Consider the following 17,781-nt stretch of genomic DNA (forward strand, 5'->3'; position numbering starts at 1 on the left):
GCTCGATCAACCCAGGGTCTCGCGCCCGCGGGTGACGATGAGCGGATCGGGCTCGTGCACCACGGAGGTGTCCTTGCCGTCGTAGTCGAACTGGTTGAGGAAGAAGCGCATCGCATTGATGCGGGCGCGCTTCTTGTCATTGGACTTGATGGACCACCACGGTGCGTAGTCGGTGTCCGTGGCGGCGAACATTGCATCCTTGGCCTGCCCGTACTCCTCCCAACGGTCCAGGCTCTCGATGTCCATGGGGGAGAGCTTCCACTGACGGACGGGGTCAAGCTGGCGGATCGCAAAACGGGTGCGCTGTTCGTGCTGCGTGACCGAGAACCAGAACTTGGTCAGGGAGATGCCCGCATTCGTGATCATCTTCTCCAGCAGGGGGGCCTGCACCATGAACTGCGAGTATTCCTCCTCCGAGCAGAATCCCATCACGCGCTCGACGCCCGCACGGTTGTACCAGGAGCGGTCGAACAGAACCATGTCTCCGCTGGTGGGGAAGTGCTCGATGTAGCGCTGGAAGTACCACTGGCCGAGTTCCTTGTTGGAAGGCTTGGTCAGGGCGACGGTGTGCAGGTGACGAGGGTTGAGGTGCTCCTCGAAGCGCTTGATGGTTCCACCCTTGCCTGCGGCGTCCCGACCCTCGAACAGGATGATGTGCTTGAGGTCGTTGTCCTGGGTCCAGTACTGGAACTTGAGCAGCTCCACCTGCAGGGCGTACTTCTCCGCCTCGTAGGCGTCGCGGTCCAGGCGAGTGTCGTACGGGTAGTCCTCGCGCCATGTCTCGACCGCCGAGCCACCCGGATCGATGAGATCGGGATCGCTACCCGCAATGTCGGGCTGCACGGTGTAGCCCTCCGCTCGCAGACGATCGATGTACTCGCGGTAGTCGCTGTTCTTCTTCGGCATCGCTCTTTCCCCATGTCGGCGCGGGTTTCGCGCCCCTGATCGATCCTAGGGGCGCTGCGCTCGGAGCGCCTAGGGGCTGGGACTGCTCACAGCGATTGTTGGTCCTCCGGACAACTGGTCGTCACCCAGGGATTATCCACGGAATCAGGCGTGTGAATGGTACCGTCGATTCGGGGCAGACCCATCCGTCGCCCCACCAGTACATCCAGGGAGATGAAATCCATGGCCGACTTCCAGATCGAAAGCCTCGACCCACAGCACGCCGAGACCATCAGGGCAACCCTGCCGCTCGTCGGATCCAAGATCGACGACATTGCGCCCAGCTTCTACCGTCGCATGTTCGCGGCACATCCCGAACTTCTCCGCGACACCTTCAACCGCGGAAACCAGGCCCAGGGGGCACAGCAGCGAGCCCTGGCTGCATCCGTGGCCACCTTCGCCTCGCTCCTGGTCACCCCGGATTCCCCGAGCCCCGATGAGCTGCTCTCCCGCATCGGTCACAAGCATGTGTCCGTCGGAATCACCGAGGACCAGTACCAGATCGTCCACGACCACCTGTTCGCGGCCATCGTCGAGATCCTCGGCGCGGACGTGGTCACGCCTGCGGTGGCCGCAGCATGGGAAGAGGTCTACTGGATCATGGCGCGCACCCTCGTGCGCTTCGAGAAGCAGCGTTATGGCGAACTCGGGGTCGCCGACGGCGATGTCTTCCGCACCGTGCGTGTGCTCGAGCGGATCGACCACTCGGATCTGGTTGCTTCCTTCCTTCTGGGAGCGCGTGACGGCGAGTCCACCCTGCCCACCTTTGAGCCGGGCCAGTACATCTCCGTCCGCAGGACGATGGGCGACGGTGCGCGCCAGCTCAGGCAGTACAGCCTCTGCAACACGGGGGAGCAGGGGCAGTGGCAGATCACGGTCAAGAAGATCCTGGGCAGTTCAACCCCCGATGGGGAGGTCTCCTCGTCGATCATCGACGGATTGCACGCGGGCGACGAGCTGGAGGTGAGCCTTCCGACGGGTGATCTGGTCCTGACGCCGGGTGATGACCCCGTCGTGCTGATCAGCGCTGGCATTGGTGCCACCCCCATGCTGGGCATGGCGCGTCACCTGGCGATGACGGGCGGCCGCCAACTCCTCACACTGCACTCGGACCACGATGCTGCCGATGCACCGCTGGTGGACGAGTTGGTCGAGGCCACCCGCGATGCCGGCGGACGACACGAGCTCTGGTTCAGCACGTCGGCCGCACAGGGAGCGCACACCGGGCGGATGGACCTCACCGGGGTGGAGCTTCCTGAGCGTGCCCAGTACCACCTGTGCGGTGGGAATGCATTCCTGCAGAACCTCCGGGAGCAGCTTCAGGCCCGTGGCGTACCGTCCGAGGACGTGCACTACGAACTCTTCTCGCCCAACGACTGGCTGCTGCCCGGCTGACCCGGACTCACCATCGAAGGGCTGTCTGGACTGGTCGGGATTCAGGCGAGTTGGCTGATGGCATGGATGACCAGACCAGCCAGACAGCCCACGATCGTGCCATTGATGCGGATGAACTGCAGATCGCGCCCGACGAACAGCTCGATCCTGCTGGCGGCCTCGTCCGCGTCCCACCGGTCCACGGTTGTGGAGATGACGGTGGCGAGCTCCTGGCCGTAGGTGTCCACGACGAATGCCACGATGTCCAGGACCCGGTCATCCAGCCGTTGCCTCATCGAGGCATCGGTGGCCAGTTGCTCCGCAAATTCCGCCAGCCATTGATCGGTGCGCTCCCAGACCGGCGAGGTTTCATCATCGAGGGCGGTGGTGATCGAGTCTCTGACGCTCTGCCAGACGGCGACGACGGCCGGACCAATCGACGGATTGTCCAGCAGACGTTCCTTGACGGCCTCGGCCTTGGCCATGATCGATGGGTCGTGTCCCAGATCGTGTGCCAGCTTCGCCAGATAGGTGTCAACCGCCTTGCGGAAGGGGTGGTGGGGCTGGACGCGCACGGCCATCGTCCACTCCAGTGCTTGCGAGTACCCGAAGCCAGCCACTTGCTTGTCCACCCAACGGGGACTCCAGCTGGGCGCACGCTCACCGATGACGTGTCGCGCCGCATCCGGGTTTCGTTGCAGCCATTCGTGGAGCTCGCGGACCAGCACATCCACCATCTGTTGATGGGCACCGTCGCGCACCACGTCGTCGAGCAGGCCGCCGGCGATCGGGCTCATCTGCGTGGCCTTCAGGCGGGGGAGGACGGTGTCGGTGACCACGGCGCTCACGTCGTCGTCCTTGACCCGGTCCAGCAGCAGCCGGGCTCCGCGCACCAATTGGGCCATCAGACGATGTCGATTGGCCGGGATGGCGAGCCACTCGGAGATGCGGGCGGACACCTCGGCCTCGCGCACCCGTTCCTGGAGGATGTCCACCGTCAGGAAGTTGTTGGTGACGAATTCCTGCAGGCTTCGCCCGAGTTCGTTCTTGCGGCGCTTGACCAGGGCCGTGTGCGGAATGGGAATCCCCATCGGGTGGCGGAAGATGGCGGTCACGGCGAACCAGTCCGCCAGCGCACCCACCATGGCGGCCTCACTGCCCGCATTGACCCATCCGATCCAACCTGCGCGCTGCTCACGCAGGGTCAGGGCGTAGAGAATCGCCGCCAAGACCAACAGCCCGGTGGCCAGCGTGCGCATCTTGCGCAGCTCCACCCGTCGCTCTGCGTCTCCCGGGGCATCCATCATCAGGCTCACCCCTCCAGTCTGTCGCACACCGCAAGTTCCGGCTTCCACCGCGGGCCCACAGCGGCACGGAGGCGGCGGCGGTGAATCCGGATATCCTTGGCCCCATGAGCCGCCCATTTGACCGACAGTGGCTCGACTCGGACCAACAGCGGGCCTGGCGGCTGCTGATCGCGCTCATGTCCGCGCTGCCGCAGCGTCTCAGTCGCGAGCTCGTGGCCGACAGCGAACTGACCTTCCACGAGTTCGACGTGATCGTCCGACTCAAGGAGGCACCGGAGGGGCAGCTGCGAGTGTCCGCGCTGGCCTCGACCCTGGGGTGGGAGCGCAGCCGCACGTCGCACCAGCTGGCTCGCATGGAGTCGCGCGATCTGGTCATTCGGCAACGAGTGCCCCACGACGGCAGGGGTGCGGTGGTGCGCCCGACTCAACGGGGACTCGATCTCATCGAGCACGCGGCGCCGGCTCACCTCGACTTCGTCCAGCGGACGCTGTTCGATCCACTCACGCCCGAGGAAACGCTCATCCTGGGCAAAGCCCTGTTGGCGATGGCCCGAGAACTCGAGGTCGACCTCTCGAGCGTCGAGGCCTCAGCGACCCTGCCCAGCGGTCCCCGAAGTGCCAGCGCGACCACCGTCGGGCAACAGCATCTGAACCAGTACCCTGCAAGCGACGAGGACGAGTTATGAACCAGACGGACAAGCAGACCGCAGGCACCTGGGCCGTGGTCGTGGGTGCACTGGCGGTGCTCGTCACGACGATCGCCTCGGGCGTCCTGTTCAAGGGCTATCTGGTGCTGGCGCGGATGCCCGGCCCCATGCCATCGCTGGACGCACTGCCAGACAACCCCGAGGCACGGGCTGGCAGTCTGTGGATGATGGTCGGCGCCGGCTGCTTCGCGGTCGCCGCGATCCTGGCTCTGGTGGCCATTGGGGCCGGCTTCCACTTCTCACGCCGCCCAGACGGATACTCCCGCGGGGTCTGGGCGCTCGCCCTCGGCGCCTGCACGCCTGTGCTGGCCATCATGCTGCTCTCCGGGATGGGAGCCACCTGATCGCGTCAGAGACGACTTCTGATCGCGTCAGAGACGACGAAGCGCCTGCCCCCGGGATGGGGGACAGGCGCTTCGCTGCTCTCATCAGGTCAGTCGCGCACGATCATCGCGAGGCCGCCGAAGGCCGGCAGATTGACGGTGAAACCGCCCAGGGCGTCGACATTGTCCACCTTGCGGCGCGTGGACAGGTCGAAGACCCGACCCTGGGGGATGTGCTCGGACTGCACGCGGGCGCTCAGCCGTTCCGACCCGAAGTTCAGGGCGGTGATCTGCACCGCACCGATCTCCAGGCGGTTCACCATCACCAGCAGCGACTTGTGCGGTACATCAGGAGTGTCGAGCAGCTCGCCCGAAGCGATCCCATTGCGCTTGCGGACCTTCAGGATCTGGGCCAGCCGGGAGGCAAAGGAGTGGGAATTCTGCAGCTGCTCCGGCAGGGGACCGTAGAGTGACGTGGCCCGGGCCATTCCGGACTGCGACACGGTCGCGTCGGGGCTGGTTCCCAGCAGGTCATAGGCTCCCCGTTCGATCCACCGGGTGTCGCCCGACTCGATCAAGGCAGAAACCTGACTGCGGTCAAGGGGGAGCGCCCCCACCAGATCCCATCCCGAGAGTGCGAAGACGCCTGGCTGCCAGGCGTTGTACATGCACAGCAGGAGATGGGCACTGGTGATGCGCTTCACGTCGGACTCGGTGATGTCCGCCAGATCAGTGATACCGAGCGAGGCACTGATGATGGACGCCGTGGTGCACGCGATGCCGTTCTGGGTGAAGACAGCATTGTAGGGACCCGCCTGCGCGGTGAGCGTCTGGCGCATGGTCTCGCGGATGTGTTCCGCCATCTCGGCGCCCGTCCAGTCGCGACCGTCCAAGTGGTAGACGTCGTCCTTGTGGTTGTTGGCAAAGTGGACCAGTTCATAGGTGAGCTCGTCATGGTTCTGCAGGGCGTGCACCAGCGAAGCCTGGTCGATTCCCACCTTCGCGGCCTCGCGCAGGGTCATCCTCAGGAATTCGGTGTCACCCGTGGCCATGGCGTACTGATAGGCGGGGCGCGTCACGAAGTCATAGCTGAGGTCGGGACCCACCGCCGAGGTGCTCTTGATGTCCTCCATGCCCAGGTTCATCTCCTGGAAGGTGAAGCCACCCACCTTGCGCACCATGGAACCAATCAGCTGGTTGGCCGCCTGGGAGAGCGGATGCCCCTCAGACCACGCGGCATCCCGGTCCACGGACTTCTCCACGCCCAGGAAGCCATTGGCGTCCAGACGTAGACCGCCCGAGCCGAGATCCAACTGGGAGTGCAGCGCATCGCCCATCACCAGGCGCATCCCGGCGAAGGTCGGGTCCAGCCAGTTGATGGAGGGCTGCCCATCCTTGAAGTAGTGCAGGTAGACCCAGCGGCGCTTGACGCCCTTGTAGTCATAGATTTCGGGAGTGGCAGACCAGTTGGTCTCCTTCACCCCCGGCTCGTAGAAGATGACCCGCTGCATCTCGCCGATGATGTAGCCAGCGTCGGACAGTGCTCGCTCCGCTGCCGCATCCAGATTGACCGCGTCCTTGCCCGGGGGGACCTCCGGCAGGAGGTGCCAGGCCTCCTCGGGAATGTCGATCATGTGGTAGATGCCGGGATAGTCGTGGTAATTGAGCTCAGCCAGCCGGAAATCGGCCCCCTTGCCGGTGTGGGCAGGGATGATGTCGTCGATGATCGTTCCCTGGTGGCGCGCTGCGTTCTCACACATGGTGCGGAACTCCGCCTCCGTCCCGAAGACAGGGTCGATGGCCATGCTGATCCGGTCGAAGTGCCCGTCGACGCTCGGGGTCGGCTTCCATCCGTTCAAACCGCCCGCAAGCTTCACCGGCCCGGTGTGGATGGCATCGATGCCGATCTGTTCGAAGACCTCCCACAGTTCCTCGGATCCCAGGGCGCCCAAGAAGGACTGCCCGTCCTCGGTGATCATGCTGAGCGGATAGGCGGTGAACCAGGCGGAGGCCGTGGAGACAGCGGCACGCGGGTCCGGAGCCGAGAAGGGGTTCACCCACATCTGGTGGCTTCCGGCCAGCTGACGAGCCACCGTGGTGGCATCGTGCAGCATCGACTGGCTCTCCAGCCAGTCCACATAGGCCCGGTTGCGGCCGTCGGCCTCGAAGGGAGGGGTCAGAGGGCTCGCGCCCTTGCCCTGGCGATGGCGGGTTGCCTTGGGACGGACGATGGCGGGCCGAGCCGCATAGCGCTGTTGCTCGAAACTCACCTCGGGAAGGATGTCCTCCAGCGGGATGCCGTCGGGAGTCACTTGATCGGTCTGACTTGCCTCGGCAGCGGTCACGGGCGCCTTGTGGTCGGGATTGCTCACCCTGCCAATCTAGCGATCCGCGACGACCTCTGTCTGCCCCCGGACGCTTCGCCGGCAGCCGAACTCGTCAGCACGCTGGGAGCAGCCTCAGCGACGATTGCGCAGGCGCATCAACTCACGTCGCTGTGCGGGGGTCAGGGAGTCCATGCCCTTCTCACTGATCTGGTCCAACAGGGCATCCAGGCGCGCTCCGTCGTCGGCCTTGCGCTGCTGCTCCTTCGCATGGGCCTTCTGCGCACGGGTGGGGCGGCTGGGCCGGGCGGAAGGCGCTCCCGGGATCCACTTCAGGTCACGCAAGAGCCCCAGACCACGCGCCAGCACCGCCACCAGGGCCGTGGAGGAGAGCAGGGTCAGCAGCCCGGCGAGATCTCGCACACCGATCATCCCGAGGATCTGGATTCCCACCAGGACGGCGCCGATCACCCAGGCAGGGATGTTGAAGAAGAAAGGGCGATGCGGATTGTCGGCGATCCAGATCAACAGGACGACGAACTGGACGAGCCAGATTCCTGCCACCGCATTCGACGAGCCGAGCAGCAGGCCGAAGATGACGGTGGTGATGCTCAGCGCGGCCCAGATTCCCGCCAGCAGTTGGGCCATCCGAACCTTGCCCATCGAGGCCTCCAGCTCGGAGCCGAAGACCCAGAAGAAGAAGAGGTTCAGGACCGGCCACAGGCCGATCGCATTGGCCAGCGGCCAGGTCACGAGCCGCCAGACCTCTCCCCGCAGAAGTGCCTCGGGGGTGAGCATCGACAGCGCGGGCAGTGCCGGCGCCCCGGCAGCGACCAGCCAGGAGATCACGACGAGCCCCACCACGGCGAGCGTCGTGCCCACCTCGGTGCGGCCGATCTTGAACCAGTGGTCGCGCAGGTTGTTGCCCATCGGGAAGTATCCACTCACGGCCACCACCGTACCGGCCGGCGCAATGGACGTGCAGGGGGCGCAAGTGCGCGAACATGCACGCGGGGTCCGCATCGTCACCGATGCGGACCCCGCGAGACAGTTGGGTGGATCAGACGCTCAGATTGCGCGCGACCATGTTCAGCTTGTGACGGGCCAGCGCCAGGTTGGCGTTGTTGCGGTTCAGCACCAGGTACACGAACAGACCCTTGGTGGTGTCCTCATTCATGACATTGATCAGGTGGTACTGCTTGCCCAGGGTGATGAGGATGTCCTCGACCTCGTCAGACAGGTTCAGGTCGGCCATGGTGCGCAGCTTGGCCTGGATGACATTGGCATTGCCGGCCGCGGCCACGTCGAGGTTGAAGCCGGGATTGCCACCGGTGGCCAGGGCCATGCCCGAGCCGAGGTCGACGACAGCGGCGCCGGTGGCGCCATCGATGTTGAGGAGGTCCTGGACGGACTGCTGCAGAGAGCTCATGGAGAGTTCCTTTCCGATGCAAGGGCAGCTGGAGTGCTGCTGGAAGTGCTTTCGAACCGTGTGGCTCGTGTGGCTTGTGTGGCTTGTGCCTGCGCATCGGCGGGAGTACTGAGTGTTCGTGGCTGATCGTGGCCGACGCTTGCGATGGACCTGACATCCATCCAGCGGTGTGCCTCGCTGGAACCTGACAGCGTGATCAACCCTTGTCACCGACGGCAGCCGAGGCTGCCGGTCGTCCCCCGACGACGCTTGGAACACTAGGGTTCCCGTGGTGTGGAGTCGAGCCGAACCGGCTGACTCCGGTCATACTTCAGTCAGCCCACAAGAAAGCGGCTGGCCCGGAAGCCCTCGAAACCATCCGCGGGCTCGTCATCAATGTCGTCATCCACCTCCAGCGCTCGTGCTGGGGGAGCGACCATGGCGTCGTCCAGCTCGTCGTCGGTGATCTGGTCCGGCCGCACGATCGAGGTCACGCGACCATTGCGCATGATCGCAATCCGGTCGCACCAACCGCGCAACTCCGCGGGATCCGACGAGATGAGAATGGCGGCTCCACCGGTCTCGGTGTGTTCGAAGATCATCTGGTAGAGGTCCTGACGCGAGCGCACGTCCAGCCCCAGGGTGGGGTGGTTCAGGATCAGGACCGCCGGCGCGGAGTCAATCCAGCGTCGCAGCGCCACCTTCTGCTGGTCACCGCCGGACAGATTGCGCACCTCGCTCTGGGCACTGGTGGCCTTGATGTTCATGGTCTGGATCACGTCGATGATCTGACGCAGCGCGGCCATCTCCGTGGCATCCGAGTTGCCCGCGGTCAGCGAGCGCGCGATCGTGGCGGAGTCCTCGAAGGCGAGACGCTCCTCAGTGGAGAAGTAGGCAATGGGCGCCTTGCCACCTGCCAGGTTCTGCAGTTCCTCAGCCACGTCGACCTCACCTTCGACGTCATGGTCGCAGCGACCGCTGAGCGCCTCGGCCAGCTCATCCATCCCGCCACGACGCGCCGGCCCGGTCAGCCCCAGCACCTCGCCTCGGCGCAGGTCCAGATCCACCTCCTGGATGGTGTCACCGGAAAGGCCGCGCACGCTGAGAGCCAGTTCATCCCGGGGGTGGTCGGAGCGATCACTGAGAGCGATCTGTTCACGGGTCAACAGCAGCTGTGCCATCTCGTCCACGCTGACGTCGTCGCTGTTGACCACCCGGAAGACGTGCCCCTCCTTGAGCACGGCGACGCGATCGGCGACGCGCTTCATCTCGGAGAGCCGATGGGTGATGTAGATCGCGCTGGTGCCACGCTCGTTGAGCTCCTGCAGCTGGTCGTGCAGGTCGTCGATCTCGCGCCGGTTGAACAGCGCGCCAACCTCGTCCATCAGGATGACCTTGGCGCCCTCGACGGACATCCGGGCCATCTCCAGCATCACGAGCTCCAGGCCCGACAGACTGCCCAACCGGGCGTCGACGCTCAGGCCGTAGCCGTGTTCGGCCAGGCCGCGGGCCGCCTGCTCACGAATCTCGTCGTGTGGGAGTCCGCTCAGTCGGCCGGTACGGAACAGTCCCTGGGCCACCGTGAGGCGAGGATTGACCTTCAGGTCCTGGCGAATGACGCCGATGCCGAGACTCATCGCCTCTCGTTGGCTGCGCGGGTTGATGCGCTCACCATTGAGGTAGATCTCGCCATCGTCCGGGGCGTAGGTACCAGACAACAGGCTCATCAAGGTGGTCTTGCCAACGCCGTTCTCACCGATCAGCCCCATGACCTCGCCCGGCGCCACGTCGAGATCGATGCCCCGCAGGACCGGTCGCCCACCGTGGCGCTTCTTCACGCCCACCAGACGCAGCAATGGTTCCATCAGTTTCTACGCTTCCCCTCGAGCAAAATCAGGCGTCCACAACGCCCCAACTGTCCGATCAGAAAGCGTATCCGCACCGCCCGGGGGCGTCGGTCACCCGAAGCGTCTGCGGGAGGCAGCCTCAGCAGCCGGACAGGTTTGGGAAGCGATTCCGACGCGCTCAGGGGCGGATCCAGTTAGCGTGTAGCCATGGATGCCACGCCAGACCGACAGTTGGCCGATGCAAGTGTCAGCGACCTCGTGCAACAAGCCTGGCAGCAGGCCGGCGATGCGGTCATCATCATCGACAGCGACGGCAAGATCCGCGGTTGGAATGCCCACAGCGAGCAGTTGTTCGGACATCGGGCAGCGGACGTGCTGGGGGAGGACGTCGCCGTCATGATTCCGGAGCGCCTGCGCGCCGCGCATGACGCTGGTTTTGCGAAAGCTATGACACAAGGGCATTTGTCCTCAGAAGGGCGGGCACGTCGGACGAAGGCAGTACGAGCCGACGGCAGCACCGTGTACGTGGAGATGACCTTTGCCGTGGTTGTCGATGCCAACGCAGAAGCCATTGGCTCGGTGGCCGTGGCTCGCGAGTGGGTCAAGCCTGCCTGACCTGACCCACCTTCCGTCCACGGTTCACCGACGGGCCACGCGTTGCGGAGCTGACGGCGTGGCCATGGAAGAGCCGAGAGAAGTGCACGGCGTGGCTACGGATTGTCATAATGTACGTTATCGGTCACTTGTGGTGTGGTTCACGGGAGCCTGGAGCGGCCCCAGCGGCACCTGCACGAACCCCTCGCTGCCAGATCCACCGCACCGCGCCAAGTCACGGATATTGAGGACGCTGTACGTGCCGCCATGTGAACAACTCTCGTGAGCGAAATCCGCACGAAACGTCCGCCGACGGATGGCCGTGGCACGCCATCCAGGTCAGCACCATCCGGGCAAACCCGATCTGAGCCCGCGCGACCCGCCGTCTCGAACATGGAACTCAACCATGCGTATAAAATCGAACACATTCGCACAGAATCGAACGCGGGATCCCCCTGCGCATCCGCGACCATCGTGCCCATCAGCGCATCCCGGCGCCTACTGGTCCGGCTGGCGCCGCAACCGTCGCAGCTGTTCCAGGGCCGCGTGCTCCAGCAGGACGGGAATGAAGTCCCGCACCGGCCCCGTCATGTCCTCATAGGCGTCCTCGATCACCGCTCTGACGGTACCGGGCGGCAGGTCCGGGAAGGCCTGCTCCAACCGCTCGATCACGTGCTGCACCTCGCGCCATTCGAAGTCCGGAGTCACTTCCAGCACCACCGAGGTGCGCCCGTCGACCCGGTAGCGGCACTGGTCGCTCAGCGCCACTGAGGGCTCGGCGAAGTCATCAGGGCTGGCCAAGGACGTGTCGACCACTCGGCACCAGCGATAGCCCTCCTCCAACGGAGGCAGCGCGAAGTCGAGAGGCTCCCAGTAGGAGTTGAAGACCACGAACAGGTGCTCGTCGCTGGTCGGATGCCGCAGCTCAACGGCAAGGCTGTGGGAGTTTTCACTGAAGTCTGGCCGTCCGAGCTCGACGCCGTGCCAGGTGACAGAGGTCCCGGTGGCGTCTCCCCAGTAGGACGGTGCGGCGCACAGCACCGACGCGCTCCGGAAGCCCAGTGTCTTCTGGACGAAGCGCAACAATCCCGCGTGCTGGATCGTGCCGTGCCAGTCGAACCAGCTGATCTCGTTATCCTGGCAGTAGGCGTTGTTGTTGCCGTGTTGGGTGCGCCGCACCTCGTCGCCCATCAGCATCATCGGGCGCCCCTGCGAAACCATCAGCGCCACGAACGCATTGCGGATCTGTCGCTCACGCAGCGCTTCGACCTGTGTGTCATCCGTCGGCCCCTCGGCACCACAGTTCCAGCTCTCGTTGTCATTCGCACCGTCACGGTTGTCCTCGCCATTGGCCAGGTTGTGCTTCTCGTTGTAGCTGACCAGGTCGTTCAGCGTGAAGCCGTCGTGCGCGGTCACGAAGTTGATGCTGCGCAAGGGGTCCCGATCGGGTTGGCTGAACAGCTGGGCGCTACCCATGAGGCTGTCGGCAAAGCGACTGGCCAGGCCAGTGTCACCCTTGAGGAAGCGCCGCACCACGTCGCGGTAGGCGCCATTCCACACCGCCCACCGATCCCCGACGAAGGTCGTCACCTCGTAGAGGCCGACCGCATCCCAGGCCTCGGCGATGATCTTGGTGTCGGCGAGCAGCGGGTCGGTCTCGATGTCCCACAGGATCGGTGGATTGCGCAGCGGCGCACCGTCCTGGCCGCGCGAGAGCACCGACGCCAGGTCGAAGCGGAAACCGTCGACGTGCATGTGCTGCACCCAGTACCGCAGGCAGTCCAGGATGAGCCGCCGCACCACGGTCTCGTTCGTGTTGAAGGTGTTGCCTGTGCCGGTGAAGTCGTCGTAGCCGAGGCCGCCCGCAGTGTTGACGATGTAGTAGGTGAGGTTGTCGAAGCCTCGCCAGGAGGTGACTGACCCGCCCACTCCCCCTTCGCACGTGTGGTTGAAGACGACGTCGAGAATCACCTGGATCCCTGCGGCATGCAGTGCCTTGACCATGTCACGAAACTCGTCGACCGGGCCCAACGGGTCCACCCGCGAGCTGAACTGCGCATGCGGGGCGAAGAAGGCCAACGGCTGGTAGCCCCAGTAGTTCGATCGCCCCTCCGGGGCCGTCTGCCAGTCGAACTGCTGCACCGGCAGCAGTTCCACCGTGGTGACTCCGAGCTCTTGCAGATACGGGATCTTCTCGATGAGGCCGCGATAGGTTCCGCGCACCGACGGGTCGAGCCCCGAGTTTGGATGGGCGGTGAATCCCTTGGCGTGCATTTCGTAGATGAAGGTGGCATCCAGATCGCGTGCCAGGGGCCGGTCACCTTCCCAGTCATAGCTTTCCGGATCCACCACGACGCCCTTCGGCGCGAGCGCGGCATTGTCACCGGGCCTGCAGGCAGCCTCCCGCGAGTAGTCGTGAGGGAAGCTCAGGCAACGCGCATAGGGGTCGACCAACAGCTTGTCAGGGTCGAACATCAACCCCTCTTCCGGGCTCCGCGGACCGTCCACGCGATAGCCGTAGAGTTGCCCCGCTCGCAGACCGGGGACGAAGACGTGCCAGTAGTAGTAGGTGCGATTGGTCCGCGGATCCAGCTGGATTGATCTGCTTGGGCAGGCGTCGTCGGCATCCTCGAAGAGGAGCAGTGCGACGGACGTCGCATCCCGAGAGAAGACGCAGAACGTGACACCCGTGTCGCTCACCGTCGCGCCCAAGGGTGGTACGCCGGAGACGGACAGTCCTGCACCGGCCGGGCCGGAGCGTGCGGCCAGCCGTGCGCGGCTGCGCCGTTCGACCATCACCGGGATGAGGTCTGGGTTGAGGCTCAAGGTCATCGCTCTGACCTCGCGCACCGTCGTGTTGACCTCAGCTCCGGCCAGCCGCGGGAACTCGCGGGTGAGCCGTGCGATGAGGGTGTCGAGTTCGAGTTCGTCCATGCCGGCCATCAGCCACCTCGATGAGGATCTTCGCGGTGCCACCAACCTAGCCCTGCCGAGGGAGAAGGGCCATCCCCCGCTCACGTCAGGACGCATCCCATGGCGTCCCACATGAACCACGCTGGAAATCGACGCGATCTTTCAGGCAATGGCCGTGGCGCCGCCCCGAGCACAGGCGATGCTGGAACCAGACGAACCGTCGCGACGACAGACCGGAGGAAGTCCCCATGCGTTCCCGCTCCCTTGCGACGGCACTGAGTGCTCTTGCCGCCGCTGCCTGTTTCATGTTCGTGGCCGTTGATCGATGGGCCATCTGCCTCACCGGGGATCGCGACGCATGCTTCGCCCGTGAGGATGACTCCTACGACAGAATGCTTGAGGCGGCGGGCTCTGCCCAGCCCTTCATCCTCGCCCTCGGCTATGGGCTGCTCGCCCTGTCTTTCCTGCTCGCTGCACGTCGCCGACGAGCAGTGATGCCACCGGCGCTCCTGCTGGCCCTTTCGCCGGCAGCCTATGTCCTGTTGTTGGCTATCGGACGCTGGGCATCTTGGGGCCACCTCCTTCCGGCCGGTCCGATCTCCATGATCTACACCTTGGGGCCGTTCATGATCCCAGCGGCAGCTCTCTGGTTCGGGCATCGTGCGGGAATGGGTACAGGCCAGCGGGCCCTACTCACGGTCGGAAGCTTCATGACAGCGTTCCTGGTCGACTTCGTGATGGTGGCGCCCCTGCTCATGGGCGGCTATGTCTCCCACGACACCACGCCCTACTCCTGGGTGTCGAGCGCCGTCGGCTCCCTCCTGGTCGGGATCGCCTTTGCCTGGGATGGCATGTCCTCAGGCAGGGCCGTCCCCGTCGAAGTGCGCGATCGTGCTGTCTCCATGACGCCGGCCTGAGCAAACCACCGCACGCCGGCCCAAGGCCGCGGAATCACCACAGGCGACGCAACAGCCCCACCGTTTCATCCAGGTCGAGCCCGCTGCGCTTGGCCGCCTGGACCACCCTGGCCATGTCCGTACTCAGCATGTCTGACGTGCCGGTTCCCACCACGATGGTCCCATTGCGGCCGCGCGTCTCCACATGGCCCTCCGCTTCCAGCACGCGATAGGCCTTCGCCACCGTGTTCACCGCCAACCCCAGACCAGCTGCCAGGGCCCGAACCGATGGCAACCTCGTCCCCGTCGGAATCTCGCCCGAGCTGATGCCACGAACGACCTGATCCACGACCTGGGCGAAGGGTGCCGTTGCCAGCTCGGGGTCCACCGCGATGACAACGTCATGGATGCGAGCCCGCCCCGGGCCCACTCCCCCGCTCGTCGATACGTCGTTCATGATTGCGATGCTAGCGCCGAAGAGCACCCGTCAACCGTCTGGGCAGACGCGACGAGGCTGCCACCCCGATGATGGGATGGCAGCCTCGTCATGGACGGACGGACCACCGCGCCGAATCGTCGATGGTCAGCTCGGTAGCTCTCAGGCCTTGGAGGGCTTCTCCAGGTTGAGCACCTCGGCCGTGTGACTCATCACCTCGTAGGCGCGATCAGGGTTCTCGGAGAGCTTCTCGCCATAGGACGGGATCATCTCCTTGACCTTGGGCTCCCACTCCTCCATCTTGTCGGGGAAGCAACGAGTCAGCACGTCCAGGACGATCGGCACCGCGGTCGAAGCGCCCGGCGAAGCGCCGAGGACGGCGCCCAAGGTGCCGTCGGCAGAGGTGAGCACCTCGGTGCCGAACTGGAGAGTGCCACCCTTGCCGTTGGCGTCGGTCTTGATGATCTGGGCACGCTGACCGGCCTTGATCATGTGCCAGTCCTCGATGCTCGCGGCAGGAGCAAAGGCGCGCATCTCCGCGAGCTTCTGGGCCGGGGTCATGAAGATCATCGTGGCCAGCATCTTGATCAGCGGGATGTTGTCCTTGGCAACATTCAGCACCGCGCCGATGTTGTCCGTGCGGATCATCTTCGGCATGTCGAGCAATGATCCGTACTTCAGGAAGCGGGGGTCGATACCGGCATAGGGACCGAACAGCACCGAGCGGCTGCCATTGATGACGCGGGCGTCCATGTGCGGGTTGGACATCGGCGGGGCGCCCACCGGGGGCTTCGCGTAGACCTTCACCTTGTGCTGGTTGACGACCGACGGGTCGTCGGTGGAGAGGAAGGCACCGGTGACCGGGAAGAGGGCGTATCCCGCAACTTCCGGGATGCCGGCCTTCTGCAGCATCTTGAGGGCCCAGCCGCCGCCGCCGTTGAAGACGAACTTGGCGCGCACGAACTTCTCGCGCCCGGTGCGCTTGGCACCTACCTCGCCGTGCTCGACGATGCGCAGGGTCCAGCTGCCGTCGGTGTTCTGCTTGAGGTCGGTCACCTCGCGGGAGGTCTCGACGTTCACGCCATGGAAGGCCAGGTAGTTGAAGATCTGTGTGGTGATCGAGCCGAAGTCGACGTCGGTGCCAGTGGGATCGTAGGTGACAGCGATGTGCTCGTTGGGATCGCGACCCTCGGTCAGCATCGGGGCCCACTCGGCGATCTTCTCGGGATCGTCGCTGAACTCCATGGAAGTGAACAGGGGGTTCGTGTGGAGGCTTTCCCAGCGACGACGCAGGAAGTCGACGTCGTCGTCGCCGCGGACGAAGGACATGTGGGGGCACGGGTTCACGAAGGTCTCCGGCAGACCCAGGATGCCCTTCTCCACCAGGTGAGCCCAGAGCTGACGCGTCTGCTGGAACTGCTCGTTGATCTCGATGGGCTTCGTGTTGTTCATCGAGCCATCGGGGTTCTCACGCGTGTAGTTCAGCTCACACAGACCCGCGTGGCCGGTGCCGGCGTTGTTCCAAGGGTTCGACGACTCCTTCGCCACCTTGGGAAGGCGCTCGTAGCCGACGATCTTCCAATCGGGCTGGAGCTGGTTCAAGATCAGGCCGATGGTGGCGCTCAGCACACCACCACCAATCAGGGCAACATCAACTTCTTCGGCCTCGACGGGCCACTTGCCGGGCTTGCGCTTACCGAACGCCACAACTACTCCTCACGAATACCTGCATCCAGGCCCGATGTCGTTGGCTCCCGACTGCTACGGCGCAGTCGCTCGCGCGGCATCGTGCAACCCCCGTTGGACTCCCTGAGTGCGACCGGGCACCGGAGCCGAAGGCTTCTCCAACAGTATGCCGTTAACGGTTGGATCACCAGTCGAGTTCCGCTGCGTGACCACGGGTGACGTCGGCTGCTGCAGGGCTCGCCCGCACCTGTGTCACGCTCATCGCGAACACGTCAACCAATGCTCCGGTCCCCCATCCGGCGAGCCGACTCAGAGGCCGAATCAATGGCGTCGATTCCCCTGCCTGCCGTCGAACACTCCCCGGCCCCCAACGTGTTGGACCAGCCCCGAACGTGTTGGACCAGCCCCGCTGCCGGCGAAGGCTGAAACGTTCGCCAGGGCCCACTCCCACTCCTGCAAGGGACCCGCCCAATCCACTCCTGCCGGGGTATTGGCGAATGGACCCCGGCTTCGGTCGCGTTCTGCGCTGTCGCGTGGGTTTGGTTGCTTCGCTGCTGGTACAACACACGCTAAGGGCTGGATCCCACGCGCACTGGTGGAACAGAGACGACGGCCAGGATCCGGCGCCAGGGAAGTGCTCCAACGTGACTGGGTGCTGGTGTCGGCACCCATCAGGGGCGACGTGGTGGTTGTCGCGTGGGTTTGGTTGCTTCGCTGCTGGTAGAGCACACGCGAGAAGTTGGATCCCACGCGTCGGGGCTGGAATCCATGCCTCCGGGCGGTGGTGCCGGCACCCATCTCTGACGACGTGGTGCCCCGCGCGCGGTCGAGACTGTTACGCGATGGCTTGTGGGTGCCGCGTCGGACGGGGAAGAGTCCGCGCGATTTGGCTGGCTTGGGGTGTGGTGGGTGGGGATGCAAAACACCCCTTTGGGTGTGTCACCGTGGTGACAACCCAAAGGGGTGTTTGTGTAAGTCCGGCGGCGTCCTAGTCTCCCACAGGATCCCTCCTGCAGTACCA

General features: G+C 64.9%; 14 protein-coding genes. 5 read left to right on the plus strand and 9 right to left on the minus strand.

Annotated elements, in window-relative coordinates; all coding sequences use genetic code 11:
- Positions 1-6 precede the first annotated feature (6 nt).
- Positions 7-906, minus strand: coding sequence for a polyphosphate kinase 2 (ppk2, locus tag ACTQ49_RS08835; protein ID WP_441827473.1), 900 nt, complete (start codon positions 904-906; stop codon positions 7-9).
- A gap of 222 nt (positions 907-1,128) precedes the next feature.
- Here ppk2 and ACTQ49_RS08840 point away from each other — a divergent pair, with 222 nt between their 5' ends.
- Complete coding sequence (locus ACTQ49_RS08840; RefSeq protein ID WP_441827474.1) at positions 1,129-2,340, plus strand: globin domain-containing protein; 1,212 nt, start codon at positions 1,129-1,131, stop codon at positions 2,338-2,340.
- A 41-nt stretch (positions 2,341-2,381) separates the two neighbouring features.
- Here ACTQ49_RS08840 and ACTQ49_RS08845 read toward each other — a convergent pair whose 3' ends face one another.
- A complete protein-coding gene (locus ACTQ49_RS08845; protein WP_441827493.1) occupies positions 2,382-3,626 on the minus strand; it encodes a DUF445 domain-containing protein in 1,245 nt (414 codons plus the stop codon).
- 104 nt (positions 3,627-3,730) lie between these two features.
- Between ACTQ49_RS08845 and ACTQ49_RS08850 the strand changes: the two genes are divergently transcribed.
- Both ACTQ49_RS08850 and ACTQ49_RS08855 read left to right on the plus strand, forming a co-directional pair.
- The gene (locus tag ACTQ49_RS08850) at positions 3,731-4,312 is read left to right on the plus strand and encodes a MarR family winged helix-turn-helix transcriptional regulator (RefSeq protein WP_441827475.1); all 582 of its coding nucleotides are present in this window, start codon (positions 3,731-3,733) and stop codon (positions 4,310-4,312) included.
- The gene (locus ACTQ49_RS08855; RefSeq protein WP_441827476.1) at positions 4,309-4,677 is read left to right on the plus strand and encodes a hypothetical protein; all 369 of its coding nucleotides are present in this window, start codon (positions 4,309-4,311) and stop codon (positions 4,675-4,677) included. Before ACTQ49_RS08850 ends, ACTQ49_RS08855 begins: the two co-directional genes overlap by 4 nt.
- 89 nt (positions 4,678-4,766) lie before the next feature.
- Here the strand turns inward: ACTQ49_RS08855 and treS are convergent, their stop codons facing one another.
- From treS to ACTQ49_RS08875, 4 genes are all read right to left on the minus strand, one after another.
- Positions 4,767-7,028 carry a maltose alpha-D-glucosyltransferase gene (gene treS / locus ACTQ49_RS08860; protein ID WP_441827477.1) on the minus strand — a complete coding sequence of 754 codons (2,262 nt, stop codon included), beginning with the start codon at positions 7,026-7,028 and terminating at the stop codon, positions 4,767-4,769.
- 87 nt (positions 7,029-7,115) lie between these two features.
- On the minus strand, positions 7,116-7,928 hold the full coding sequence (locus tag ACTQ49_RS08865; RefSeq protein WP_441827478.1) for a rhomboid family intramembrane serine protease: 813 nt from the start codon (positions 7,926-7,928) through the stop codon (positions 7,116-7,118).
- 112 nt (positions 7,929-8,040) lie between these two features.
- Entirely contained in the window at positions 8,041-8,409 is a 369-nt protein-coding gene (locus tag ACTQ49_RS08870; protein ID WP_441827479.1) for a hypothetical protein, read from the minus strand.
- A gap of 314 nt (positions 8,410-8,723) precedes the next feature.
- A complete protein-coding gene (locus ACTQ49_RS08875; protein WP_441827480.1) occupies positions 8,724-10,253 on the minus strand; it encodes an ATP-binding cassette domain-containing protein in 1,530 nt (509 codons plus the stop codon).
- Positions 10,254-10,442: 189 nt separating this feature from the next.
- On the opposite strand from ACTQ49_RS08875, the gene ACTQ49_RS08880 reads away from it, so the two are divergent.
- Entirely contained in the window at positions 10,443-10,850 is a 408-nt protein-coding gene (locus tag ACTQ49_RS08880; RefSeq protein WP_441827481.1) for a PAS domain-containing protein, read from the plus strand.
- Positions 10,851-11,327: 477 nt separating this feature from the next.
- On the opposite strand, the gene glgX is transcribed toward ACTQ49_RS08880, so the two are convergent.
- Positions 11,328-13,772 carry a glycogen debranching protein GlgX gene (glgX, locus tag ACTQ49_RS08885; RefSeq protein WP_441827482.1) on the minus strand — a complete coding sequence of 815 codons (2,445 nt, stop codon included), beginning with the start codon at positions 13,770-13,772 and terminating at the stop codon, positions 11,328-11,330.
- Between the two features lie 218 nt (positions 13,773-13,990).
- Here glgX and ACTQ49_RS08890 point away from each other — a divergent pair, with 218 nt between their 5' ends.
- Positions 13,991-14,659, plus strand: a complete 669-nt coding sequence (locus ACTQ49_RS08890) for a hypothetical protein (RefSeq protein WP_441827483.1) — start codon at positions 13,991-13,993, stop codon at positions 14,657-14,659.
- A 34-nt stretch (positions 14,660-14,693) separates the two neighbouring features.
- Here the strand turns inward: ACTQ49_RS08890 and ACTQ49_RS08895 are convergent, their stop codons facing one another.
- Both ACTQ49_RS08895 and mqo read right to left on the minus strand, forming a co-directional pair.
- On the minus strand, positions 14,694-15,095 hold the full coding sequence (locus ACTQ49_RS08895) for a GntR family transcriptional regulator (RefSeq protein WP_441827484.1): 402 nt from the start codon (positions 15,093-15,095) through the stop codon (positions 14,694-14,696).
- A 141-nt stretch (positions 15,096-15,236) separates the two neighbouring features.
- Positions 15,237-16,781: a malate dehydrogenase (quinone) gene (mqo, locus tag ACTQ49_RS08900; protein WP_441827485.1), complete on the minus strand. Its 1,545-nt coding sequence runs from the start codon at positions 16,779-16,781 to the stop codon at positions 15,237-15,239.
- Between the last annotated feature and the right edge of the window lie 1,000 nt (positions 16,782-17,781).

The sequence above is a fragment of the Luteococcus sp. Sow4_B9 genome (assembly GCF_052116585.1).
GTDB lineage: Bacteria > Actinomycetota > Actinomycetes > Propionibacteriales > Propionibacteriaceae > Luteococcus.

Bases quoted from the DNA above. Each gene is read 5' to 3' on its own strand.
- ppk2 (WP_441827473.1), bottom strand. From the start codon at position 906: ATGCCGAAGAAGAACAGCGACTACCGCGAGTACATCGATCGTCTGCGA.
- ACTQ49_RS08840 (WP_441827474.1), top strand. From the start codon at position 1,129: ATGGCCGACTTCCAGATCGAAAGCCTCGACCCACAGCACGCCGAGACC.
- ACTQ49_RS08845 (WP_441827493.1), bottom strand. From the start codon at position 3,626: ATGATGGATGCCCCGGGAGACGCAGAGCGACGGGTGGAGCTGCGCAAG.
- ACTQ49_RS08850 (WP_441827475.1), top strand. From the start codon at position 3,731: ATGAGCCGCCCATTTGACCGACAGTGGCTCGACTCGGACCAACAGCGG.
- ACTQ49_RS08855 (WP_441827476.1), top strand. From the start codon at position 4,309: ATGAACCAGACGGACAAGCAGACCGCAGGCACCTGGGCCGTGGTCGTG.
- ACTQ49_RS08870 (WP_441827479.1), bottom strand. From the start codon at position 8,409: ATGAGCTCTCTGCAGCAGTCCGTCCAGGACCTCCTCAACATCGATGGC.
- ACTQ49_RS08875 (WP_441827480.1), bottom strand. From the start codon at position 10,253: ATGGAACCATTGCTGCGTCTGGTGGGCGTGAAGAAGCGCCACGGTGGG.
- ACTQ49_RS08880 (WP_441827481.1), top strand. From the start codon at position 10,443: ATGGATGCCACGCCAGACCGACAGTTGGCCGATGCAAGTGTCAGCGAC.
- glgX (WP_441827482.1), bottom strand. From the start codon at position 13,772: ATGGCCGGCATGGACGAACTCGAACTCGACACCCTCATCGCACGGCTC.
- ACTQ49_RS08890 (WP_441827483.1), top strand. From the start codon at position 13,991: ATGCGTTCCCGCTCCCTTGCGACGGCACTGAGTGCTCTTGCCGCCGCT.
- ACTQ49_RS08895 (WP_441827484.1), bottom strand. From the start codon at position 15,095: ATGAACGACGTATCGACGAGCGGGGGAGTGGGCCCGGGGCGGGCTCGC.